The 22,053-nt window shown below is 64.0% G+C and carries 20 protein-coding genes; 14 read left to right on the top strand and 6 right to left on the bottom strand.

Annotated elements, in window-relative coordinates; genetic code table 11:
* Positions 1–30 precede the first annotated feature (30 nt).
* Complete coding sequence (locus tag V6590_RS17640) at positions 31–327, bottom strand: hypothetical protein (protein ID WP_335425003.1); 297 nt, start codon at positions 325–327, stop codon at positions 31–33.
* Between V6590_RS17640 and V6590_RS17635 the strand changes: the two genes are divergently transcribed.
* On the top strand, positions 326–679 hold the full coding sequence (locus V6590_RS17635) for a hypothetical protein (RefSeq protein ID WP_335425004.1): 354 nt from the start codon (positions 326–328) through the stop codon (positions 677–679). The genes V6590_RS17640 and V6590_RS17635 overlap by 2 nt on opposite strands.
* A 193-nt stretch (positions 680–872) precedes the next feature.
* Here the strand turns inward: V6590_RS17635 and V6590_RS17630 are convergent, their stop codons facing one another.
* The 3 genes from V6590_RS17630 to V6590_RS17620 form a co-directional block, all read right to left on the bottom strand.
* Positions 873–2,339, bottom strand: coding sequence for an amidase (locus tag V6590_RS17630; RefSeq protein ID WP_335425002.1), 1,467 nt, complete (start codon positions 2,337–2,339; stop codon positions 873–875).
* Positions 2,340–2,458: 119 nt separating this feature from the next.
* Positions 2,459–2,821 (bottom strand): cupin domain-containing protein, encoded by a 363-nt coding sequence (locus tag V6590_RS17625; RefSeq protein WP_335425001.1) that lies wholly within the window; start codon positions 2,819–2,821, stop codon positions 2,459–2,461.
* 129 nt (positions 2,822–2,950) lie between these two features.
* Positions 2,951–3,937, bottom strand: coding sequence for a helix-turn-helix domain-containing protein (locus V6590_RS17620; protein ID WP_335425000.1), 987 nt, complete (start codon positions 3,935–3,937; stop codon positions 2,951–2,953).
* Positions 3,938–4,100: 163 nt separating this feature from the next.
* Between V6590_RS17620 and V6590_RS17615 the strand changes: the two genes are divergently transcribed.
* The 12 genes from V6590_RS17615 (at position 4,101) to V6590_RS17560 (ending at position 17,399) form a co-directional block, all read left to right on the top strand.
* Positions 4,101–5,201 (top strand): DmpA family aminopeptidase, encoded by a 1,101-nt coding sequence (locus V6590_RS17615; RefSeq protein ID WP_335424999.1) that lies wholly within the window; start codon positions 4,101–4,103, stop codon positions 5,199–5,201.
* Positions 5,198–7,510 (top strand): aminotransferase class III-fold pyridoxal phosphate-dependent enzyme, encoded by a 2,313-nt coding sequence (locus V6590_RS17610; RefSeq protein WP_335424998.1) that lies wholly within the window; start codon positions 5,198–5,200, stop codon positions 7,508–7,510. Before V6590_RS17615 ends, V6590_RS17610 begins: the two co-directional genes overlap by 4 nt.
* Positions 7,511–7,669: 159 nt before the next feature.
* Positions 7,670–8,968 (top strand): extracellular solute-binding protein, encoded by a 1,299-nt coding sequence (locus V6590_RS17605; protein WP_335424997.1) that lies wholly within the window; start codon positions 7,670–7,672, stop codon positions 8,966–8,968.
* A gap of 71 nt (positions 8,969–9,039) precedes the next feature.
* Positions 9,040–10,005 carry a carbohydrate ABC transporter permease gene (locus V6590_RS17600; protein WP_335424996.1) on the top strand — a complete coding sequence of 322 codons (966 nt, stop codon included), beginning with the start codon at positions 9,040–9,042 and terminating at the stop codon, positions 10,003–10,005.
* Positions 10,006–10,011: 6 nt separating this feature from the next.
* Positions 10,012–10,854: a sn-glycerol-3-phosphate ABC transporter permease UgpE gene (gene ugpE / locus V6590_RS17595; RefSeq protein WP_335424995.1), complete on the top strand. Its 843-nt coding sequence runs from the start codon at positions 10,012–10,014 to the stop codon at positions 10,852–10,854.
* A gap of 1 nt (position 10,855) precedes the next feature.
* The gene (locus V6590_RS17590) at positions 10,856–11,959 is read left to right on the top strand and encodes a sn-glycerol-3-phosphate import ATP-binding protein UgpC (protein ID WP_335424994.1); all 1,104 of its coding nucleotides are present in this window, start codon (positions 10,856–10,858) and stop codon (positions 11,957–11,959) included.
* Positions 11,956–12,951: an endonuclease/exonuclease/phosphatase family protein gene (locus V6590_RS17585; RefSeq protein WP_335424993.1), complete on the top strand. Its 996-nt coding sequence runs from the start codon at positions 11,956–11,958 to the stop codon at positions 12,949–12,951. The genes V6590_RS17590 and V6590_RS17585 overlap by 4 nt, the downstream gene beginning before the upstream one ends.
* A 120-nt stretch (positions 12,952–13,071) precedes the next feature.
* Complete coding sequence (locus tag V6590_RS17580; RefSeq protein ID WP_335424992.1) at positions 13,072–13,911, top strand: glycosyltransferase family 2 protein; 840 nt, start codon at positions 13,072–13,074, stop codon at positions 13,909–13,911.
* Positions 13,911–14,234 (top strand): lipid-A-disaccharide synthase N-terminal domain-containing protein, encoded by a 324-nt coding sequence (locus tag V6590_RS17575; protein ID WP_335424991.1) that lies wholly within the window; start codon positions 13,911–13,913, stop codon positions 14,232–14,234. Before V6590_RS17580 ends, V6590_RS17575 begins: the two co-directional genes overlap by 1 nt.
* Positions 14,194–15,687 carry an ArnT family glycosyltransferase gene (locus V6590_RS17570; protein ID WP_335424990.1) on the top strand — a complete coding sequence of 498 codons (1,494 nt, stop codon included), beginning with the start codon at positions 14,194–14,196 and terminating at the stop codon, positions 15,685–15,687. Before V6590_RS17575 ends, V6590_RS17570 begins: the two co-directional genes overlap by 41 nt.
* Positions 15,680–16,462, top strand: coding sequence for a phosphatase PAP2 family protein (locus V6590_RS17565; protein ID WP_335424989.1), 783 nt, complete (start codon positions 15,680–15,682; stop codon positions 16,460–16,462). Before V6590_RS17570 ends, V6590_RS17565 begins: the two co-directional genes overlap by 8 nt.
* An 85-nt stretch (positions 16,463–16,547) precedes the next feature.
* On the top strand, positions 16,548–17,399 hold the full coding sequence (locus V6590_RS17560; protein ID WP_335424988.1) for a phosphatase PAP2 family protein: 852 nt from the start codon (positions 16,548–16,550) through the stop codon (positions 17,397–17,399).
* Here V6590_RS17560 and V6590_RS17555 read toward each other — a convergent pair.
* Both V6590_RS17555 and V6590_RS17550 read right to left on the bottom strand, forming a co-directional pair.
* Positions 17,386–19,773: a thiamine pyrophosphate-binding protein gene (locus tag V6590_RS17555; RefSeq protein ID WP_335424987.1), complete on the bottom strand. Its 2,388-nt coding sequence runs from the start codon at positions 19,771–19,773 to the stop codon at positions 17,386–17,388. The genes V6590_RS17560 and V6590_RS17555 overlap by 14 nt on opposite strands.
* Positions 19,774–20,026: 253 nt before the next feature.
* Complete coding sequence (locus tag V6590_RS17550) at positions 20,027–20,965, bottom strand: alpha/beta fold hydrolase (protein ID WP_335424986.1); 939 nt, start codon at positions 20,963–20,965, stop codon at positions 20,027–20,029.
* 92 nt (positions 20,966–21,057) lie between these two features.
* On the opposite strand from V6590_RS17550, the gene V6590_RS17545 reads away from it, so the two are divergent.
* Entirely contained in the window at positions 21,058–22,023 is a 966-nt protein-coding gene (locus tag V6590_RS17545; protein WP_335424985.1) for a GlxA family transcriptional regulator, read from the top strand.
* The last annotated feature ends 30 nt before the right edge of the window (positions 22,024–22,053 follow it).

Raw genomic sequence — 22,053 nt, 5'->3', positions numbered from 1 at the left:
TGAACACCCCCGTAGCTCAGGGGCCTTGAATCACGCAGCGGCGGCGGCCTCAAGCAATTCAATGGGTCCTGACCCTACAACACCATCCAGATCGTCAAAAACCACTTGAACCACGTGGGAATGGGTTTCGGACTCGTGGTTGTCACGCGTATCTCCTTGAACCCTACGGCGCGTTGGCGTGCGCCGTTTCTCGCAACCCTTGAGCTGGCGTAGCGCAGTGGCCCGGTCCTCGAGGTGATGCACCCGGACGATCTGGCCATTCTCGACCTCGTGAATATCGGTCATGTCGATCTTGAAGCACCAGCTGCCGTCGCAGTACAGCCCCATGAAATTGCCCTTCCGGGTCTTCGGCAGCGTCCCTGGTCGGGGCATCTACGACAACATGAAGACGGCGGCGGATCGTGGCGTTCGTGGCAAGAAACCAGCTTTTCTTCCCCTAGGTAAAGCAGGCTCAAGCGACTATGACAGCTTCCGCCTGACTGATGGCGAGCTGAATTTCATCCTGAACTCGATCCCGGGCCAGCATCTGGTCCTGTCACGCTCTCCACGCGGCTCGACCGTTCTCAATGTTGATCTGAAGGCGCTCGGGCCTTTGCTGACGGCGCTTGGCGGCGGTCAGGCGGGACTCAATGCCTTCGGTGCGGACTATGCCGCGCGGCCCGGATTCTGGAAGGAATGATTGTACAATGAAATCAATATATTACATAACTATCCTTAGCAGATTTCTCGTATTGGGTCGGGTAGATTCAATTTTCGGTTGCGACAAACGAGTATCTTCAGAGGGTTATAGGCGGTTTCCATACCCCCCCTCGCATGGTGAACTGGCCATGAAGCGCAATCTGTGACGCAGGCCTCGCCATCTCAGGCCATTGTCAGACGATGATGTTGGCAACATGCATCGGCGGGTGGCGGCTGGACCAGGGCATGGCTTGCTCAAGCTCGGCACCAAGGCCAATCAGCTGTTCTTCATGTCCCGACTTGGCCGCAAGCTGCACCCCGATGGGCAGCCCGTTCGTATGATGGCCAAGCGGCAGCGAGATGGCCGGAACTCCACAGGTATTGACCCAGACCATGAACTGGCAGGGATGATCCTCATGCAAAAGGAACTCCAGTGGCGGGATGTCAAGGTTCATGCCGTAATTGGCATTGGGCTGCGAAACCTGTGCGCAGGTCGGTGACAGCCAGATATCATGGCTGGCAAACCATCGGCCGATCTGGCGGCGATAGGTATTGAGTTCCTCAAGCGCACGAAGATAGGCGTCAACCGACCGCTCCTTGGCAAAGTTGTAGAAGTTCCAGGACGCCTTTTCCACGGTATCGGGGCTGACCTTGCGGCCGGCGCGTTCGCCCAGCCAATCAAGATACTTGTCGAATTCGAAGTACCACAGGTCTGTCAGCATCAGATTCATCGCGACCTGATCGAATTTCGGGGCGCTTTCGGTCACATGATGTCCCAGCCCTTCCAGAACACGCGCCGTTTGGCGCACGGTTTCTGCGACCTCCGGGTCAACGGGACTGGGCAGGAGCGGGTCGGTCGAAAAGCCGATCTTCAGCCGGGGACCGTCTCCGCGCAGAAAGCTGGTATAGGGTTGGTCGGGCTTGCGCAGGATGAACGGATCGCCGGGCTGCGGGATCGAGATTGCATCCAGCATCACCGCCGTGTCGCGCATTGTTCGCGTCAGAACCGAAGATTGCGCCAGCCCATCGCCGGATTCACTCATCCCCGGCCCGGTCGAAACCCGCCCGCGTGACGGATGCAGGCCGACCGTCCCGCACCAGGCCGCCGGCCCCCGGGTGGACCCCCCGATGTCAGAGGAATGGGCAATCGGCACCATGCCCGATGCAACCGCCGATCCGGCCCCGCCTGACGAACCGGAGGTGGAATAGCCAAGTTTCCAGGGATTGTGCGTTTCGCCGTTCAAAAGCGTGGCGGTGGTCAGCGACATCGAGAATTCCGGCGTGGCGCTGCGGCCGACAAGATTGACGCCCGTGGCCTTGATCATCTCGGCATAGTGGTCATCCTCGGGCACGACATAGCCTTGGGACAGGCGCGACCCGTTTTCCATCTTGCGCCCCCCGAAATGGTCAGAAACATCCTTGATGAGGAAGGGAACGCCGCGCATCGGACCATGGGCAAGCCCCTCCTCCGGCTGGGCGAAACGGTCTTCGTAAAGTTCGATGATCGCGTTCAGCGTCGGGTTCACGCGGTCGATGGCGGCCCGTGCCGAAGCGGTGACTTCGGCCACCGTAACCTCGCCCGCTGCGATCAGCCGGGCCAGTTCGGTGCCGTCACACTTGGCATATTCTTCGGGCGTAAGGGCAGCTTTGACGTTCTTCATTCCGGGTATCCCATATGGCTGCGCGCCAGTCGCGCGAATATCGCGCGCGGATGGCATCGCCGGTGCACTGCGGTATGTGGCGTGGATGATGGGTGGAAAGGGTATCGGCCAAGGCCCCGTCAACCAGGGCTGATCATGAAATACTTGCGAAAGCGCCCATGCGATTCCCACAGACCGGTGAAGCCCTTCGCCATGAAGAAGGTGTCGCCCGCGCGGTAGGTCACCATGTCGCTGCCATCTGCCGTGATCTCGACGGCACCTTCGATGACGCTGCACATCTCGTTATAGGGATAGTCGATCAGCCGCTCGGCATAGGCTCCGCAATCCCATACCCCGATCATCGTGGTTCCGTCCGCCGAAGCCAGATGGACAAACGCGCGCTCGTCCGGCACGCCGCGCAGAACATTTTCGGGGTTGGCAAAGGCACAAGCCTCCATCCGGCCATCTGCATCCTTCGTCATCATCCCATGCGACTGCGCCATGCGCTTTGCCTCCTGCCGATCCTTTCGGTGTACAGTCATGCTAGTCGCGCGGATCGGGCCGGGACAATCGGCAAAGACCGTTGCGCCTGTGCAGCTTTGGTGCGCCGCAGCACCAAGTCGCACAAAGCGCTAAAAGTGCGGCGCGAAGAACTCTTCTCCGGCACTCAGATCGTTCTGCGTGCAGTAGCGAATGTAACTGCCGATCTCGGGGCTATTGCTGGGAAACTGCCCGCACGCCCTCAGCGCCGCGCGCATGTCGATGTTGCGCCCCAGATAGCGCCAGCACGTCCGCAGCGCATAGATATCGCGCGAACTGTCCGGCGCGACACCCAGAACCAGACCGGACAGAAAGGTCAGCGCGCCTTCGCTGGCACCGTACAGGACGGTGAAGAAGGTCGAGCTCGTTTCTTGCGGGCGTCGCTCGATCATGGTCAGCGTCGATCGCGAAGGGTAGGCAATCCCTTCATATTTCACGACTTTCGGTAAACCTGCCGTTCCGCTGCGATAGAATTCCATCGTCTTGGTGACAAGGCAGTTGTCCTCCAGCGTGATCCGGATCAGCACGCGTTGAACCTCCGGAATCTGGCGGTTTGGCTGAAAATACCCGTGATAGTAGCCCACATAATGCGCCGCCTGTTTCAGGTCCTGCCCTTCGATGAAACCGGCCATGTATTCGGAAATCCGGTCGCGACTGCGGGCCAGTTGCGGCGGGTGCACCTTGACCAGCGCCGCGAATTCGCGCTCGGGCAACAGGATTTCATGTTCCTCGACGCCAAAGAAATCGCACAGACGGCGCAGTGTGTGCAGGGATGGTGCCGCCGATCCGTTCAGATAGCGCTGCAACTGATGACGATTGATCCTAGCCTGCCGACAGATCGCCGATATCGACCGGCCATAACTGCACAGCAACCTGAGATTCGGGCCGAGATCTTTGCTGGACATGGCGAACTCCTTGCTGCGCCTTGTGTATCGCCGCGTTGGTAGCCGGTACGCGACACCCCGACCCATCCCCATGGGGCGGGGTTTGTCAGGCTGGCGATGCCGGGTGCCAATGTGGCCTTGATCCGGCAGCACCTCGACCTGATTCTTATGCGATATGGTGCTGATGTCAGGCAAATCAGCACCATGCCCAAGCCGCTTCCGCGCGTGACGCGAAGGCCACCACCGGCCTAGCATGCACGTCACACCAAGACCCGATCGGCGGCGGGTCCGCGTCCTCGCACGCCTGACGACGGTCGCCCTATCTGCTGCCACCAGACCGACCACAAAGGACCGACCGATGACCCGGAAACCCCGCGCGCGCGAACTTGGCCTGCCCTTCCCGGGCCCCAACAATGCCATCACCGATGTGGCCGGGGTTCGGGTCGGGTTCACGACGCTTACCGATCCGGGCAAGAAGATGCGGACCGGCGTCACCGCAATCCTACCGCGCCCCGACACGGGCAGCCCCCAGCCGGTCTGGGCCGGGTTCTACGCCCTGAACGGCAATGGCGAAATGACGGGTGTGCATTGGGTCAACGCCGCCGGGTACTTCGTTGGCCCGATCCTGATCACCAACACCCATGGCATCGGCGCCTGTCACCATGGCGCGGTTGAATGGATGATCCGGACCTATGACACCCATTTCCGCGACCGCTACGCCTGGGCGATGCCGATCGTCGCCGAAACCTATGACGGGGTGCTGAACGACATCAACGCCTTGCATGTCAAACCCGAACACGCCGTAGCCGCGCTGGATGCGGCTGCGTCCGGCCCCGTCGCGGAAGGTTCGGTCGGGGGCGGCAACGGCATGATCGCCTACGAATTCAAGGGCGGGACCGGCACATCCTCGCGCCAGGTCACTGTGGGCGGGGCAACCTATACCGTCGCTGCACTGGTGCAGGCCAATTATGGTATCCGCGACTGGTTCACGGTTCTGGGGGTTCCGGTCGGCAAGGCGATGCCGCTTGAACAGCCCTTCCGCGACACGGGCAAGGAGACCGGTTCGATCATCGTCATCCTCGCGACCGACGCGCCCCTGTCCGATGCGCTGCTGCGGGGTCTGGCAAAGCGGGCGGCACTTGGCATCAGCCGCTCGGGTTCGCCCGGAGGCAATTCCTCGGGCGACATCTTCCTTGCCTTTTCGGTGGCCGATCCGATGGCCGAACCGCAGCAACTCGGCCCGATCGTGACGCGCCACAGCCTGAACTGGGAAGAGATGGACCCGGTCTACGAAGCCGCGGTCCAGGCCGTCGATGAAAGCGTCATCAACGCCATCGTGCAAGGCGAAGACGTGCCCTGCGTCAAACCCGAGGGCGAGATCTGCCCCGCCATAGATACGGCCGCCCTCTGCCGGATCATGGCCCGGCATATGCGGGGCACAGATCAGGTCGGGCCATGAAGTTTCTGGCCACCAACCCGCCCCGGTTCACCGCTGAGGCCGCCGCTGACATTGCGCGCACGCATTTCGGACTGACAGGCCAGATCACCGCGCTTTACAGCGAACGCGACCAGAATTTCCGGATCCGGGGCGCGGGCGACTGGGTGCTGAAGATCGCCAATGAAATGGAAGCCCCCGATCTGATCGACGCGCAGGTTGCCGCGCTCGACCATCTGGCCCGGACCGCGCCCGATATCCCGCTTCCCAAGGTCCGCCGCAGCGCCGACGGGGCAGGATTTCGGCTGATTGCAGGACAAGGCGAAGCCTGCCACGCCACCTTTGCGGTCTCGTATCTGCCGGGGCGCATCGCGTCGGATTGCGCGCTCGGCCCGGATGACTTCCGCGGCATCGGGGCGATGATCGCCCGGGTCGAACGCGGGATGCGGGGGTTTTTCCACCCCGCGCTCGGCAATCGGGCGCTGCTATGGGACATCCGTGAACTGCACCATCTGTGCGCCAAGGCCCGGCATCTGGGCCCGCAAGCCGACGAGATCACGCGGCTTCTGCATGAGGTGATGGCGCGAACCTCGGGCAGGCTTGACCACCTGACCGCCCAGGTCATCCATGGCGACATCCATGGCCACAACGTGATCATGGCCGATCATGACACCAGGATCGCAGGGATCATTGATTTTGGCGACATGTTCCACGGGCCGGCGATCCTGAACCTGTCCAATGCGATGGCCGACTTCCTGCACGACACCGACCAGCCACAGGCCATGTGGCAGGCGCTGATCCGGGGCTATGCCGGCATCCGCCGGATCGAACCCGAAGAAATCGACCTGCTATACGATCTCGCTCTGGCCCGGCAACTTGCAACGATCCTGATCACCGCAACCCGCGCCGCAGAAAACGCGGACGAGGTTGATTACATCGCCGATGCGGGTTTCGGGGCGCCGCAAGGATTGGCCCCTTTCCTGACCCTTGGTCGCGACAAGGCCACAGCCATCTTCGGGGCCGCTGCCGGGCTTTCGGCACCGGTCGGCGGCCCGTCCGTAACCACGCTGATGGCACGCCGCAAAAAGGTGCTCGGGTCGCGGCCCTATGTCTTCTACGATCCCCCGCTTCATCTGGTGCGGGGCGAAGGGGTCTGGCTCTTCGACGCCGAAGGCCGCCGCTACATGGACCTGTACAACAATGTCCCCATCGTCGGGCACTGCAACCCGCGGGTGGCCGATGCCATCGCCACGCAGACCCGGATCCTCAATACCAACACGCGGTATCTGGGCGAACAGCTTCTGGATTACGCCGAACGGCTTGGCGCGCTGACCGGCGGCGCGCTCACGGCCTGCGCCTTCGTCAATTCCGGGTCCGAGGCGAACGACATTGCCTGGCGGATGGCCCGGGCCTGGACCGGGCAGCAAGGCGCGCTGACGCAGGAATTTGCCTATCACGGCATCACCGAAGCCATTGATGCCCTGTCCCCAAGTGCCCTGCGCAATGCCACGCCCCCGGTCCATGTCCGCACGATCCTGGCCCCCGACGGCTATCGCGGACCGTTCAGGCACGGCACCCCCGATCTTGGCCGCCGCTATGCCGAAGATGCCGACCGCGCCATCCGGTCCCTGGCCCAAGCCGGACTGAAACCCGCAGCCGTCATCACCGACAGCGCGTTTCTGACAAATGGGGTCCTGGACCCCTGCCCCGGCTATGTGGCCGAACTTTTCGCGCGCGTCCGCGCGGCAGGGGGGCTTTGCATTGCTGACGAAGTGCAATCCGGCTTTGGCCGTATGGGCCAGCATTTCTGGGGCTACCAGCATCATGGCGTCACCCCGGACTTCGTCACCATCGGCAAGCCCGCCGGCAATGGCCATCCGATCGGGGTTGTTCTGACCCGGCCCGAGATTCTGGATCATTTCATCGAACAGACCGCGTTCTTTTCCACTTTCGGGGGCAACAACGTGTCATGTGCGGCCGGAATTGCCGTGCTGGACGAAATCCGCGACCGCAATCTTGTCGCGCGGGCAACCGGGACCGGCAACCGGTTCAAGGCCGGGTTGAAGCAACTGGCCGATCAGTTTCCCCTTGTCGGAGATGTGCGCGGCACGGGTCTGGTCTTCGGCCTGGAGCTTGTGCTGGACCGCGAAACGCGCGCCCCCGCCCCGGTCGAGACAAGCCGCCTTCTTGAACTCATGCGGGACGAGGGCGCTCTTGCCGGAAGCGAAGGGGTCCACGGCAATATCGTGAAGATGCGCCCGCCGCTGGTCTTTGACACCCAGGATTGTGATGCCGCGCTGGCGGCCCTTCGGCGCAGCCTCGAACGACTTTGATTCGGGCGGGACGCAGCAAGCCACCGCAAGGCCGCATCCAAAGGCCATCGATCGGCAAAGCCCTCTCGCTGCGATTGTCGCGGCAGCGACATATAAACTTTAACGACCCGTCATCCGACCAACCTAGGGTCCGCCCATCAATTCCGATGGGAGACCACGATGAAAAAGACATTTTCCGCCCTTGGCGTTCTTGCCCTCAGCGCAACTTCGGCCTTTGCCGAACCGGTGCAGATCACCTGGTGGCACGGCATGGGTGGCGCGAATGAAGAGGTGATCAACCAGGTCGCCCAGAAGTTCAACGCGGCCCAAACCGCCTGCGGCCTGACCCCGGTGTCCAAGGGCACCTATGAAGAGGCGCTGGCCTCGGGCATCGCGGCCTTCCGCTCGGGCGAACAGCCCAACATCCTGCAGGTCTTCGACGCCGGTGCCGCCACGATCATGAACGCCCCCGGCGCCATCATCGCGGCCGAGGATCTGCTGCTGCAGAATGGCCATAGCTTCGACCGCGAAGCCTTCATCCCCGGCATCCGTCACTTCTATGCCGATGCCGATGGCAAGTTCGTCGGCATGCCGTTCAACTCGTCGGCGCCGATCATGTATATCAATGACGAGGCCTTTGCGAAGGCGGGCGTCGCAGTGCCGAAAACCTGGGCCGAGTTCGAGGCCGCCGCGCCCAAGCTGAAGGAAGCGGGCTATATCCCGCTGACCGCCTCGCAGCTGACCTGGATGTTCTTCGAGAACTTCTTCTCGCGCAACAATGTGCAGATGGCCTCGAACACCAATGGCTATGACAGCTTTGAAGGCACCACCCTCAATGCCACCGCGCCCGAAATGCTGGCCTTCTGGAACCGCGTGAAGGCCTGGCATGATGCCGGACTGTTCGGCTTCTACGGCGCAGGCTGGGCCGACAACCAGAAGCCCTTCGAAGAAGGCAAGGTTGCCCTGTGGATCGGTTCGTCGGGGTCGTTCGGCGGCCTGTCGAAAACCGCGACCATGCCCTTCTCGGCCACCTTCCTGCCCTATGACGAAACCGTGGCGGACGGCAACAAATCGTCGTTCATCGGGGGCGCGGCGCTCTTTGCCTTTGCGGGCAAGACCGATGCGGAAAACAAGTGCACCGCCGATTTCTACAACTTCCTGACCTCGACCGACGTGCAGGCCTTCTATCATCAGGCCACTGGCTATGTGGCCATCACCACCGCCGCCTATGAGAAATCCAAGGCCGATGGCTGGTATGAAAAGCACCCGCAGGCCGAAGTGGGCATCCTGCAACTGTCGCTGCCGCAGGGCGAATGGTCCAAGGGCTATCGCCTTGGCTTCTACCCGCAGATCCGCGTGATCGAGGAACGCGAATTCAACAAGATCTTCTCGGGTGAAACCACGGTGGAAGACGCCTTCAAGGCCATCGAGGCCGAGGGCAACGAACTGCTGGCCAAATTCGCCAAGACGGCGGGCTGATCGCCTGACCATGAACCGCCGGGCCCCGCTCCCGGGCCCGGCGGTCTTTGCTTTTTGTTCCCAAGGCCATGATGACCGATCTTCCCGCCCCGCTTGCCGCCAGCCCCCGGCCCCTTGCCCGGCTGCGCGCCGCAATCACCACCGCTCCCGAACCGGCCAAGCGTGTCCAGTTCGACAGGCCGTTGCTGCCATGGCTGTTCTTGCTGCCGCAGCTTCTGGTGATCTGCGTGTTCTTCTACTGGCCCTCGGTGCAGGCGATCAGCTCGTCCTTCTATCTGGAAGACCCCTTCGGCTTTGGCTCCACCTTTGTGGGCCTCGACAATTACACCGATGCGCTTGGGTCGTCGGAATATCACCATATCGCGCGTTTCACGGCCTTTTTCACTGCCGTGGTCACCGCCGTCTCGCTGGCGCTCGGGTTGCTGCTGGCGGTCAAGGCCGATGCGGTGATCCGTGGGCGCGGTGCCTATCGCACCGCGCTGATTTCGGTCTATGCCATTGCGCCGCCGGTGGCCGGGCTGATCGGGATGATGCTGTTTGATCAGCATATCGGCCCCTTCGTCACACTGGCCGCGATGCTGGGCTGGGATATGAAGGTGGGCATCAATTATGGCGACACCGCCTTTGCCATGATCCTTGTCGCGGTCTGGAAACAGGTACCCTATAATTTCATCTTCTTCCTGTCAGGGCTGCAGGCCGTACCGGTTTCCGTGCGCGAGGCCGCGATCATCGATTGCCGCAACGGCTGGCGCCGGTTTCGCACCGTGACCTTGCCGCTGCTGGCCCCCACGGCCTTTTTCCTGCTCATCATCAACATCACCTATGCGCTGTTCGACACATTCGCGGTGATCGACGTGATGGTGAAGGACAAGCCCGCCAACAACCCGATCACGCTGGTCTACAAGGTCTATAATGACGGCTTTCGCGGCAATGACATCGGCGGCTCTTCGGCGCAATCGGTGATCCTGATGCTGGTCGTTCTGGTCCTGACCCTGGCGCAATTCCGCTGGCTTGAACGCCGCGTCCATTACGGCTGATCCCCCATGCACCGCATCCGCCCCCTTGATCACCTGATCCTGCTTTGTGGCTGCCTGTTCATGCTGGCGCCCGTGGCCGTGGCCATCATGACCTCAAGCCACAGCGCCGCCGATATCCATGTGAACGGCCTGTCGCTGGCGCCCGGCGGCCATGCGCTGGACACTTATGAAACCGTGCTGACCAAGCGTGGCGGCTTTACCGGACAGGTGACCGGCGCCACCATGGCGATGAATTCGCTGATCCTTGGCCTGGGCTTTGCCATTGGCAAGATCGCGCTTTCGATGCTGGCGGCCTATGCGCTGGTCTATTTCCGCTTCCGCTTTGCCACGGCGATGTTCTGGGTGATCTTCACCACCCTGCTGCTGCCCCTCGAGGTGCGGATCATGCCCTCGTATCAGGTCATGTCAGACCTGCACCTGCTGAACACCTATACCGGGCTGATCGTGCCGCTGCTGGCCTCGGCCACGGGCACTTTCTACTTCCGGCAATTCTTCAAATCCGTCCCCGATGAACTGCTGGAGGCCGCGCGGATCGACGGCGCAGGCCCGGTGAAATTCTTCTTCGACATCCTGCTGCCGCTGTCGAAAACCATGATGGCCGCGATCTTCATCATCATGTTCGTCTATGGCTGGAACCAGTATCTCTGGCCCATGCTGATGACGACCGAAGAGCGGTTCTTCACCCTGATGCGGGGGATCAAGCAGATCTTGCAGGTCTGGGTGGGCAGCCAGATCCCCGATTACAACCAGGCCTTCGCCCTTGCGGTGCTGGCGCTGCTGCCGCCCGTGATCGTGGTGGTGGTGTTCCAGCGCTGGTTCATCAAGGGCCTGACTGAAAGCGACAAGTGACATGGCTTCCATCACGCTGACCAATGTGTCGAAAACCTATCCCGGTGCTGCTGCCGCCTCGGTCAGCGACATCAACCTGACCATCGCCGATGGCGAATTCATCGTGCTGGTTGGCCCTTCGGGCTGTGGCAAGTCCACCCTTCTTCGCATGGTTGCCGGGCTGGAAGAGATCAGCGGCGGCGAGGTGCGCATCGCCGACCGCGTGGTCAACCGTGTAGATCCGGCGGATCGCGATATCGCCATGGTGTTCCAGAATTACGCGCTCTACCCGCATATGACCGTGCGCGAAAACATGGCCTATGGCCTCAGGAACCGCAAAACCCCCAAGCCCGAGATCGAGGCCCGCGTGGCCGAGGCGGCGCGGATGCTGGAACTGGGGCCCTATCTCGACCGACGCCCCCGCGCCCTGTCGGGCGGACAGCGGCAGCGGGTCGCGATGGGGCGGGCCGTGGTGCGCCAGCCTGCGGCCTTTCTGTTCGATGAACCGCTCTCCAATCTGGATGCCAAGCTGCGCGTCTCGATGCGCGGCGAAATTCGGCGCCTGCAGCGGCGTCTGGGCACCACCTCGCTTTATGTCACCCATGATCAGCTGGAGGCGATGACGCTGGCCGACCGGCTGGTGGTGCTGAATGCAGGCCGGATCGAGCAGGTCGGCACTCCGCTGGAGATCTATCACGAGCCCGCCTCCACCTTTGTGGCCTCGTTCATCGGGGCGCCCGCGATGAACCTGCTGGATGGCGAGGCGGCGGCGGGATGGTTGCAGATCGGCCCGCATCGGGTTGCGCGGCAGGATCAGCCCGGCTCCGGCCCCAAACTCTCTGGCCCCGTCACGCTCGGGCTGCGGGCCGAAGACCTGATCCCCGCGGCGGATGGCCTGCCCTTCCGCACCGATTTCGTCGAGGAACTGGGCGCGCAGCGGCTGGTGCATGGCCATGTCGATGGCCAGCCGCTTGTGGTGTCGATGGACCCTTCCGCGCCCTTGGCCGAAGAATTGCGGCTGACCATCGCACCCGACCGCGTGCATGTCTTTGCCACCGATACGGGCAAGCGCGTGGCCCCTGCCCCGGTCCCCGGCGCCCCCCGGCCCGCAGGGGTGCCCGCATGATCCGCAGCGCCGTCCGCCAGTTGCAGCCGCTGTCGCACGGTGAACGTGACGCCATCCGCCATCTGCCCCGCAGCGTGGCGGCGCATGATGCACATCTGGCCAGCCTGCCCTGCATGACCAGCCTTGAAACCGGCGGCACCGCACCGGAAACGGCGCTGGCCTTCCCCTTCACCGTTGCGGCCTGGAACCTGGAACGCTGCCTGTTTCCGGCAGATTCCGCGGCAATGCTGGCCGGAACGGGCGCGCAGGTGGTGCTTGTATCCGAGATGGACAACGGCATGGCGCGCAGCGCGCAAGCCCATACCACCGCAGATCTGGCCGCGCATCTTGGCATGGCCTATGCCTATGGCGTGGAATTCGTGGAACTGGGCCTTGGCTCTGAAACCGAACGGGAATTCTGCACCGCCGATCACAATGCTCTGGGCTGGCATGGCAATGGGCTGATGGCGGCCACAACGCTGGCACAGCCCTTCCTGCTGCGGTTGCCGGGCCAGCGGTTCTGGTTCCTGCAGGGAGGGGATCAGCCGCGTCTGGGCGAACGCATGGCCATTGGCGCGGTGGTGCAAACGGTGGCCGGGCCGGTGGTGATGGTGTCCACCCATCTGGAAAGCAATGCCACCGCCGCCGCGCGCCACACGCAAATGGCCTGCCTGCTTGACGCGCTGGAGGCGGATTTTCCCGGCCTGCCCCTGTTGATCGGCGGCGATCTGAACACCGGCAATCACATCGGCGGCGATTGGCGGGCCGAAACCCTGTTCGATCTGGCCCGCGCGCGCGGCTTTGCCGTGCATGGCGGCCCGGAAGACCAGATGACCACCCGCCCCAGCCTCATCACCCGCTGGCCCGACCGCGCCATGAAACTGGACTGGTTTCTGGCACGCGGGCTGGATATCCGCCGGTCATGGATCGTGCCGTCCACCGACAGGCAGGACAAGCCGCTGTCAGATCATGACATGGTTCTCGTTGAAATCGCGGGCCTTTCACAACTTTGACGGCGCGCTCTGCCGCCCCTTGGGCCATGTGCCGGGCGGGATCGTTACAAGACCTTCAACTGCCTGCCATCGCAGCGACACCTGCACAGGGTAGCCTTACGACGGGTCAATTTCCATGGGATGGCAGGGGTGACATCAGGGTGCAATCCGCGCGACAATTCTGCGCCTTGCCCGCTTCTGGCGGTTGTCATTCCCTTGCGCAATGAAGAGCAGGCCATTGGCCCGCTGACAGAAGGTGTGCGTCAGGCGCTTGGCACGCTCAGCTTTGAAATGCTTCTGGTCGATGACGGATCGACAGATGGCACCCGGGCGGCCTGTCTGGCGCTGGCCGCATCGGACCCGCGCATCCGTGTCCTTGGCCATGACAGATCCGCCGGGCAATCGGCGGCGCTGCACAGCGGGGTTCTGGCGGCCCGTGCCCCGATCGTGGTCACGCTGGATGGCGACGGGCAGAACCCGCCCGAAAACCTGCCAAAGCTCATCGCACCGCTGCTGGGCGCCGAGGCCCCGGAAAACCGCGGGCTGGTGGCAGGGCAGCGGGTGGGGCGCAAAGATACCCTGTCCAAACGGCTGGCCTCGCGCTTTGCCAATACGCTGCGCGCGGCGGTGCTGCGCGATGGCACGCGCGACACGGGCTGCGGGCTGAAGGCCTTTCGCCGCGATGCCTTTCTGGCACTTCCCTATTTCAACCACATGCACCGCTACCTTCCGGCGCTGTTTGCCCGCGACGGATGGCAGGTGGAGCTGGTGGATGTAACCCATGCCCCACGGCAGTTCGGGGCCTCGAATTACGGCAATCTGGATCGCGCGCTGGCCGGGATCATCGATCTGGCCGGCGTGGCCTGGTTGATCCACCGGCGCAAGACGGCCCGGCCGCAGCTTCTGACGGCGGCCCCGGTCGTGACACTGGCACAGGCCGGCGATGCCCCGAACCCCGAACCCTATCGAAAGGTCAGCTGATGCGCGACGCCCTCTGGTCGGCCCTGAATGTCGGCAGCTGGACCGAGTTTTCCTGGGTGATGATCGGCCTGACCGGTCAGCTCCTGTTCACGGCCCGCTTTCTGGTGCAGTGGCTGGCCTCCGAACGGGAACGGCGCTCGGTCATTCCGATTGCCTTCTGGTACTTTTCGCTGGCCGGGGGCGTGGTGCTGTTCACCTATGCGCTTTGGCGGCATGACCCGGTGTTCATCCTTGGCCAGTCGATGGGCCTTGTGATCTACACCCGCAATCTCTGGCTGATCCATGCAGAACGGCATCGCAATCCCGGCCCGCTCCGCGGCTGAGGCAGAACAGGATGCGGCATGGTGGACGGCCTTGGCCGCCATTGGCGCGCTGACGCTTTATCGCGTCATCCTTGCACTGTTCGACCAGACAGACCTGTCCACCGACGAGGCGCAATACTGGTTCTGGGGGCAAAGCTTTTCCTTCGGGGCCTATTCCAAACCGCCCTTGATCGGCTGGATTTCGGGCTTTGGCACCTGGCTTCTGGGGCAATCGGTCTGGGCGATGCGCCTGCCTGCGGCGCTGTTTCACGGGGCGACGGCGGTGCTGATCCTGCTCTTTGCGGCGCGGATCGCCCCTGCACCGGTGGCGGCGCTGGCGGCACTGTCCTATCTGACCACACCCGCCGTGGCACTTGGCTCGGCGCTGATGACCACCGATACACCGCTGCTGTTTGCCGCCGCCCTGGCCTTGCTGGCGCAAGAGCGTCTGGCCACGGCGCGGCAGGCCGGGCAAGGGGCAACCGGCTGGGCCCTGCTGTTCGGCTTTGCCCTGGGGCTGGGGCTTCTGGCCAAACATGCCATGCTGTTCTGGCTGGCGGGCAGCGTGATGGCCGGGGCGATTTCGCCGCGCCTGCGGCCGCGCGCCGGTGACGCGGCGCTGGCCGCAACTGTCATGCTGGCGATGATCCTGCCGCATCTTCTGTGGCTGGCACGGCATGATTTCATCACCCTGCACCATGTTCAGGACATCACGCGCGAAACCGGCCTGTCACTGCTGCGGCCCCTGTCCTTCCTGCTGCAACAGGCGGGCGTGATCGGGCCGGTGCTGTTCATGGCCGTTCTGCTGGCAGCGCGCGACTGGCGCAGGACCGCATGGGCCGCCGCCCTGACCGCGCTGATGCTGGCCCCGCTGCTGGTGGTGCTGGCGCAGGGCGTGAAGGGGCCGGTTCTTGCCAATTGGGCCATTCTCTATCTGGTGCCCGCATCGGTTCTGGCGGCGTTCTGGCTGGCCCGGCATCGCCGTCTGGCGCAGCTGTCCCATGGGATCGGCCTGGCCCTGTCGCTTGCCCTGCCCCTGGTCAAGGTGTTCGGCACCGACCTGCCCGGCCCCGGGGGTCAACCCTTGCTGGCGCGCTATCTTGGCCATGGCCCGGTGGCGCATTGGGCCATCGACACCGCGCAGGATGTCGGCGCGGGCAGTCTGATCGCCCGGGACCGGAGCCTTCTGGCCGATCTGTCATGGTTCGGCGCCGAAAGCCATCTGGCCTTCCGCGCCCTGCCCCCGCAAGGCCGCCCGGCCCATCATTGGGAGGCAACGGCCCCCTTTGCCCCTGCCACAGACCCGCTGCCCGCCCTGCTGCTCTGGTCCGAAGGGATGTCCCCCCCCTGCCCCGATGCGGTGGAAATCAGCCGCTTCGAAGCCCCGCCCGGGGCCTATGGCGGACGCAGCTTCGTGATGCTGCGGCTTGACAGGCCGGAATGCCTTGCCCCGAAGGAGACCGCCCATGACTGACCGGCTTTATGATCGTCTGGTCTTCGCCTTTCTGCTGACGGTCATCCTGTGTCAGGCGCTGTTCGCGGCCTTTCCGGGGCTTGATCTCGCGGTTTCGGCCCATTTTGCCAACGGGCGCGGCGGGTTTGGCTGGGCCGAAGGCCTGCCTGCGATGATCAACCCGCTGCTGCGCCATACGGGCGAACTGGTGGCCGTGGCCCTGGTCCTGTGGTGTTTCTATGGCGGGCTGACCGGTTTGCTGCGCCCCGCCGCCCTGCGCGCCTGGGCCTTTGCCGCCCTGACGGTGGTGCTTGCCAGCGGCGCGGTCGTCAATCTGCTGCTCAAGACCCATGTCGGGCGGGCGCGACCGGCCCATATCACCGAATTCGGCGGCACGGCCCAATTCACCCCGGCCTGGCAGGTGACCGACCAATGCAGCCGGAACTGTTCGTTTTCCTCGGGCGAGGTGTCTCTGGCGGCAAGCCTTGCCATCGTGGCGGTGGTTCTTCTCTGGCCACGCCTGAAAACGTCCGAAACCCGGATCGCCGCGCTGCTGACCGCCGGGGCCTATGTGGGGATCGTATCGGTCCTGCGGATCGGGCTTGGCCGCCATTTCTTCAGCGACGTGGTGTTTTCCGTGCTGTTTTCCGGGGCGGTGGCACTGGTCCTGTACCGGGTCCTGCAGGTGCGCAGCGCGCGGCTGACCTTCGATCCGAACCTGCCGATCCTTGTCATGCTGGACCGGATTCGGGACAGCCGGGCCTTTCTCCAGGCCTGGCTGAAGAAACCGACATGATCCGCATCATCCCTGATCCACGGCGCCCGGACGGCGCAGTGCGCGCACGGGCAGCATCGCGTGTTCCAAAAGGCCAGGGGGCAGCATGAAACATGTCGGTTCGACCAAGACCCTGCAGCCCCAGGCCCATCCGGCCGGGGCGGCAGAGCCCCCGCCCCCGCTGCATCCGGGCGCGCTGGCATCGCAATGCATGGTGTCGAAACTGGTGGTTCTGGCGGCCTGCCTGTTCATGGCTGCGATCACTCTCGACGCCCCCGTTCAGGCCTTGTCGCGGTCGATCGACCCGTCGGTCAAATCGGTGCTGCGGACCATCACCCGGTTTGGCAATGCGGGATGGCCGCTCGGGATCGGGCTTGCCCTGCTGGGCATGCTGCGCCTGCTGGAACGCTTTCCCGATGCGCTGTCGCGGGATCACCTGAAAACCTGCCGCTCCGTCCTCTGGCTGGTGCTGCTGTCGGTCGCCGTCAGCGGCGTGCTGGCCAGCCTGACAAAGCACATGCTGGGCCGGATCCGCCCATCCACCGATGCCGATGCCATGGTGCTGGAGTTTTCCGTCATGGCGTTCCGCGCCGATTGGGCGGCCTTTCCCTCGGGCCATGGCACCACCGCCATGGCAGCCGCCACGGCGCTTGCGCTTTGCTTTCCGCGTCAGACCTGGGGCTGGCTGGCAATCGGAGCTCTGGCCGCCCTTTCGCGCGCATTGATCGGGGTCCACTGGCTCAGCGACAGCCTTGCCGGGATGATGCTGGGGGCCGTGATCACGGTGCTGATCTATCGGATGATGCTGGCACGCGATCACCGGCTGACCGACGCGCCCGAGGCCGCCTTCCGCGTTACCCTCGGCGCGAGATCGCTTCTGCTGGTGCTTGCGCGAAGATGGCTTCGCACCTTCGCGCAAGTGATCCAGACCCAGGCCGATTTCTTCAGGGGCCGCTGACCACCAGCGACGCAAGCGCTGACCGGCCTCCGGGCGAATGGGCCAGCACCGATTGCGCCAGCGCGTGACGGTCCAGCCCGTAATGGCGGTACAGTTCGCCAATGGTGCCGGTCTGGCCGAAATGTTCCACACCATGCGGCACCGTCCGATGCCCGCCGACCGCGCCCAGCCAGGCCAGCGTGGCCGGGTGGCCATCAATGGCGGTGACAATCGTGCAATCGCGGGGCAGCCCGGCGAACAGCGTTTCGATATGGCTGCGGGCGGCAGGGTTGCCCCGGGCGCGGGCGCGTTGCGCCGCCGTCCAGCCCGCATTCAGCCGGTCGGCCGAGGTCACGGCCAGCACCCCCACATCGCGCCGATGTTCCCCGATGATGCCCGCCGCCGCAATCGCCTCGGGGGCCACCGCGCCCTGATAGGCGATCACCGCATCGCAATTCGGCCCCGGCTTGCGCAGCCAATAGGCCCCGTCAATCGCGCCCTGCCGGAACGCGTCATCCTGCCGCTTGCCCGGCTGTTCGATCGGGTTCGTGGTCAGCCGCAGATAGACCGATCCGCCGGTTTCATCGCGCAGCCAGGTGCGTTCATCAGGGTCGCCGTCGCCATCGCGCTGCAGGTAATCAAAGGCCCATTCCAGGATGACGGCCAGTTCATCGGCAAAGGCCGGTTCGAACGCGGCCAGCCCGTCCTGCGACAGGCCGGTCAGCGGCGTGCCGATGGATTGATGCGCCCCGCCTTCCGGGGCCAGCGTCGCGCCCGAAGGCGTGCCCACGATGATGAACCGCGCATCCTGATAACAGGCATAGTTCAGCGCATCCAATCCGCGATGCACAAAGGGATCATACACCGTGCCGATGGGAAACAGCCGTTTGCCGAACAGGCTGTGGCTCAGCCCCGCCGCCCCCAGCAGCAGGAACAGGTTCATCTCGGCAATGCCCAGTTCGATATGCTGGCCTTCGGGGGTAAACTCCCATTTCGCAGTGGAAGGGATGCGATGTTCGATGAAGGCATCGGCCTGCGGCTGGCGGGCAAACAGCTTGCGCCGGTTCACCCAGGGGCCAAGGTTCGTGGTCCCCGTCACATCGGGCGAGGTGGTGACGATCCGCGCCGCCAGCGCCGTATCGCCCTTTGACAGATCATCAAGGATCTTGCCAAAGGCCGCCTGGGTGGACATCACGCGGTCGCCCTCCAGCGCAAGGTGCGGCACGGCAATGCGGTCATCGTGGAACCGACGATGGCCCCGCGCAAAGAACGGAACCGCCGCCAGGAACCCGCGCAGCGCCGCCGGATCGGCAACCGTGGCCATCGGGTCCCATTCCTCGCCCTGCGGCACGCCCATATGCGCCTGCCACGCCGCGAATTGCGTCGGGTTCATCAGCCCGCCGTGATTGTCCTTGTGCCCGGCAATCGGCGTGCCCCAGCCCTTGATCGTATAGGCCAGAAAACAGGTGGGCCGGTCATGGGTGATGGCATCAAATGCCTCGGCCATGGTCTGCACGCAATTGCCGCCCAGATTTTCCATCAGCGCGGCCAGTTCGGCATCGCTGCGCCGTTCGATCAGCGCCGATACCGGGCCCTGATCGCCCAGATCCTCCATCAGCCGCTTGCGCCAGACCGCGCCGCCCATGAAGGTCAGCGCCGCGTAATCCTGATTGGGGCAACGGTCGATCCAGTCGCGCAGGACGCTGCCCCCCGCTTCGGCAAAGGCCGCGCGTTGCAGGGCACCGTATTTGATCCGCACCACATCCCAGCCGAAGGCATCGAAAATCTTCTCGATCCGCCCGAACAGCCCCTCGCGCACGATTCCGTCCAGCGACTGGCGGTTATAGTCGATGATCCACCAGCAGTTCCGCAGATCGTTCTTCCAGCCCTCTTGCAACGCCTCATAGACATTGCCCTCATCCAGTTCGGCATCGCCGACCAGCGCCACCATGCGCCCCAGGGGCAGATCGCGCCCCCACCCCTTCGCGGCGATGTAATCCTGCACCAGCGACGCGAAAGAGGTGATCGCCACGCCCAGCCCCACCGATCCGGTGGAAAAATCGACATCATCCACGTCCTTGGTGCGGCTGGGGTAGCTTTGCACCCCGCCAAAGCCGCGGAAATTCTCCATCTTCTCGCGGGTCTGGTTGCCCATCAGATACTGGATCGCATGGAACACAGGCGAGGCATGGGGCTTCACCGCCACCCGGTCCTCGGGCCGCAATGTGTGAAAATACAGCGCCGTCAGGATCGACACCATCGACGCCGACGAGGCCTGATGCCCGCCGATCTTGATCCCGTCCACCTTGGGCCGGATGTGATTGGCGTGGTGGATCATCCAGTGCGACAGCCACAGCAGCCGCTGTTCGATGGTCTTCAGATGGGCATGGGTCATGGTGATCCTCCTGTGCAGATGGTTCTGCACGGCAAACCCCAGGCGTGTCCTTGCGATTTCGGTTGCCGGATGCCAGCACTGCGCAGGGTAACACCATGTTTCGGCTTTGTATTGGTTGAAAACTCCACGCTGACCGAAACCGGCATTCGAATCATCCACACCCGACACGCAACGGCATGTGCCGCCGGGGTGAAGATGCAACGCCTTCGGGGCAGGGCGGAACACGTCCCCCCTGCCCCGGTTGTCAGGCGCCTCAGGCCTTGGCAAAGGCCAGAAGGTCGGCGTTCACCAGATCGGGATGGGTCGCAAAGGGGGCATGCGACAGGCCCGGATAGGTTTTCAACGTGCCATTCCGCACCAGCTTGACCGCCCGCGCCGAGGTATTGGCGATCGGGACAAGCTGGTCATCCTCGCCGTGCAGCACCAGAACCGGAACCGTGATCGCCTTCAGATCCTCGGTGAAATCGGTTTCCGAAAAGGCCTTGATGCAGTCGTAATGCGCCTTGGCCCCGCCCATCATGCCCTGCCGCCACCAGTTCTGGATCTGGCCCTGGCTGACCGTGGCCCCTTCGCGGTTGAAACCGAAGAACGGGCCCGAGGCGATATCCAGAAAGAACTGCGCCCGGTTCGCGATCAGCGCGGCACGGAAGCCGTCAAACACCTCCAGCGGTATGCCGTCGGGGTTGCTTTCCGTCTTGGCCATCACCGGCGGCACTGCCCCGATCAGCACAGCCTTGGCGATGCGGCCGGGTTCGGCTCGGGCGGCATAGCGGGCCACCTCGCCCCCGCCGGTCGAATGGCCGACATGGATGGCGTTCTTCAGATCCAGATGCCGGGCCAGCTCGATCACATCCTGCGCATAGGTATCCATCTCGTTGCCGGTGTCGGTCTGGTCCGACCGACCATGGCCACGGCGGTCATGGGCGATGACGCGATAGCCCTGTTCCAGGAAATACAGCATCTGGCTGTCCCAGTCGTCGCTGGACAGCGGCCAGCCGTGGTGGAACACGATGGGCTGCGCATCGCGCGGGCCCCAGTCCTTGTAGAAGATATTCGTGCCATCGGTGGTGGTGAACGTCGCCATGATAAGGTCTCCTTCAGCGTTTGCATGGGTGGTGCGGTTCAGGATCAGCAGGGCAGCCGCAGCGGCCCCGGTCATCATCAGTGTCCGTCTGGTCAGTGTCGGGTTCATCGTGCTGCCTTTCGTTTCGGTATGGACAAGCTACGCCCTGCGCGGCATCAAGGGACGTGGCGCAAATGACAATGATCGGGGTAAATCGGACAATGACCCGCAACATGGACCTGGTGGCCGACATTGGCCTGCTGATCTATCCGGGTTGCGCGCTGGCCGCGATTCACGGGCTGACCGACCTGTTCGCGATTGCGGCGGATTGGACGGGCGAACCGAAGCGCGGCTTTCGCGTTTCGCATTGGCGGGCCGACGATGCGGGCGCGACCTGCGTCTGGGACAGCCATCCCGGCACGCCCCACCGGCTGACCCATGTCATCGCCCCGCCCAGCATCATCATGCCCGAACGCATGGCCCCCGCGCCCGGCGCTGCGCAATGGCTGAAAGACCGGCACGCCGCGGGCGCAACCCTGTGTTCAGTCTGTGCCGGCGCCTTTGTGCTGGCCGAAACCGGGCTGATGGATGGCCGCCGCGCCACGACGCATTGGGCCTTTGCCCGGCAACTGGCCGCACGCTTCCCCAAGGTGCACCTGGCCGAGGATCATATGGTGGTGGATGAAGGCGACATCATGACGGCGGGCGGCATCCTCGCCTGGGCCGATCTGGGTCTGACGCTGGTCGGGCGCCTGCTGGGCCCGGCCACGATGCTGGCCACCGCGCGGTTCCTGCTGATTGAACCGCCGCGCCACAGCCAGCGCCCCTTCGCCCAGTTCATCCCGCGCTTTGATCATGGGGATGACGCGATCCGCGCCAGCCAGCACCACATCCACGCCCATGCCGCCACCCTGCAAGGCGTGGCCGATCTGGCCGATCAGGCGGGGATGACACCGCGCACCTTCCTGCGCCGGTTCAGCGCGGCGACAGGGTTCACCCCGGTGGAATATCTGCAGCAGGTCCGCATCGCCAAGGCGCGCGAGGCGCTGGAACGGTCGCTGATCCCGGTGGACCGCATCGCCTGGGATGTGGGCTATGCCGATCCGGCCGCTTTTCGGAAACTGTTCCAGAAGCTGACCGGCCTGCCCCCCGCCGCCTATCGCCAGCAATTCGGCATCGCGGGGTGATCAGGCCGGGGGCACCTGCCCCGCAAACCC

The sequence above is a fragment of the Gemmobacter denitrificans genome, from assembly GCF_036964905.1.
Taxonomy (GTDB): domain Bacteria; phylum Pseudomonadota; class Alphaproteobacteria; order Rhodobacterales; family Rhodobacteraceae; genus Gemmobacter; species Gemmobacter denitrificans.
Note: the sequence above shows the minus strand (reverse complement) of the source record. Positions and strands in the feature narration are given on the sequence as shown.

What these genes read in the sequence shown, in the direction of transcription:
- V6590_RS17635 (WP_335425004.1), top strand. Translation starts at nt 326, where the DNA reads ATGAAATTGCCCTTCCGGGTCTTCGGCAGCGTCCCTGGTCGGGGCATC.
- V6590_RS17640 (WP_335425003.1), bottom strand. Translation starts at nt 327, where the DNA reads ATGGGGCTGTACTGCGACGGCAGCTGGTGCTTCAAGATCGACATGACC.
- V6590_RS17545 (WP_335424985.1), top strand. Translation starts at nt 21,058, where the DNA reads ATGACCCGCAACATGGACCTGGTGGCCGACATTGGCCTGCTGATCTAT.
- V6590_RS17580 (WP_335424992.1), top strand. Translation starts at nt 13,072, where the DNA reads ATGGCAGGGGTGACATCAGGGTGCAATCCGCGCGACAATTCTGCGCCT.
- V6590_RS17575 (WP_335424991.1), top strand. Translation starts at nt 13,911, where the DNA reads ATGCGCGACGCCCTCTGGTCGGCCCTGAATGTCGGCAGCTGGACCGAG.
- V6590_RS17565 (WP_335424989.1), top strand. Translation starts at nt 15,680, where the DNA reads ATGACTGACCGGCTTTATGATCGTCTGGTCTTCGCCTTTCTGCTGACG.
- V6590_RS17560 (WP_335424988.1), top strand. Translation starts at nt 16,548, where the DNA reads ATGAAACATGTCGGTTCGACCAAGACCCTGCAGCCCCAGGCCCATCCG.
- V6590_RS17600 (WP_335424996.1), top strand. Translation starts at nt 9,040, where the DNA reads ATGACCGATCTTCCCGCCCCGCTTGCCGCCAGCCCCCGGCCCCTTGCC.
- V6590_RS17625 (WP_335425001.1), bottom strand. Translation starts at nt 2,821, where the DNA reads ATGGCGCAGTCGCATGGGATGATGACGAAGGATGCAGATGGCCGGATG.
- V6590_RS17605 (WP_335424997.1), top strand. Translation starts at nt 7,670, where the DNA reads ATGAAAAAGACATTTTCCGCCCTTGGCGTTCTTGCCCTCAGCGCAACT.
- V6590_RS17610 (WP_335424998.1), top strand. Translation starts at nt 5,198, where the DNA reads ATGAAGTTTCTGGCCACCAACCCGCCCCGGTTCACCGCTGAGGCCGCC.
- ugpE (WP_335424995.1), top strand. Translation starts at nt 10,012, where the DNA reads ATGCACCGCATCCGCCCCCTTGATCACCTGATCCTGCTTTGTGGCTGC.
- V6590_RS17555 (WP_335424987.1), bottom strand. Translation starts at nt 19,773, where the DNA reads ATGACCCATGCCCATCTGAAGACCATCGAACAGCGGCTGCTGTGGCTG.
- V6590_RS17590 (WP_335424994.1), top strand. Translation starts at nt 10,856, where the DNA reads ATGGCTTCCATCACGCTGACCAATGTGTCGAAAACCTATCCCGGTGCT.
- V6590_RS17550 (WP_335424986.1), bottom strand. Translation starts at nt 20,965, where the DNA reads ATGAACCCGACACTGACCAGACGGACACTGATGATGACCGGGGCCGCT.
- V6590_RS17630 (WP_335425002.1), bottom strand. Translation starts at nt 2,339, where the DNA reads ATGAAGAACGTCAAAGCTGCCCTTACGCCCGAAGAATATGCCAAGTGT.
- V6590_RS17615 (WP_335424999.1), top strand. Translation starts at nt 4,101, where the DNA reads ATGACCCGGAAACCCCGCGCGCGCGAACTTGGCCTGCCCTTCCCGGGC.
- V6590_RS17570 (WP_335424990.1), top strand. Translation starts at nt 14,194, where the DNA reads ATGCAGAACGGCATCGCAATCCCGGCCCGCTCCGCGGCTGAGGCAGAA.
- V6590_RS17585 (WP_335424993.1), top strand. Translation starts at nt 11,956, where the DNA reads ATGATCCGCAGCGCCGTCCGCCAGTTGCAGCCGCTGTCGCACGGTGAA.